1 protein-coding gene is annotated in these 428 nt (G+C 67.5%); it reads left to right on the plus strand.

The window, feature by feature from the left end:
* A partial coding sequence (locus AC2JF9_RS09605) for a response regulator (protein WP_500727332.1) occupies nucleotides 1–234 on the plus strand: 234 nt, incomplete at its 5' end.
* Nucleotides 235–428: the final 194 nt, after the last annotated feature.

The following is a 428-nucleotide window of genomic DNA, read 5'->3' on the forward strand; positions in this document are numbered from 1 at the left end:
ATGCGCATGCCGGGCCTCGACGGGGCGGAGGTCACGCGTCGGATCCGCGAGCGGGAAGCGTCGATCGGACAGGAGGATCGGGTCAGGATCGTCGCCCTGACGGCCAGCATGGTCGGCGAACGGGAGCGCTACAGCGAGACGGCGGGCTTCGACGGATTCCTGCTCAAGCCCTTCACCTTTGAGGCGCTCACGGCTGCTCTCAGGCCCGAGAACCGCGATCGCGCTCTGGCTTGAACCGGGCCGTCAAAAATTCGTCAGAGCCCCGTGCTGTAAGGCCGCCGCAATCGCGCCGAGCGGCGTGATTCGCTGGAGCGACACGCCCCGATGCCCTCCCCGGCAGAGATCGACCCTTCCGGTCACCCCATTCCGCCCGCGTTTTCCGCCTCCCCCTTCAGTCCAGCCGTACTACGCGACCGCATGCGTGAGAC

This window comes from Lactobacillus sp. C449L (genome assembly GCF_059900815.1).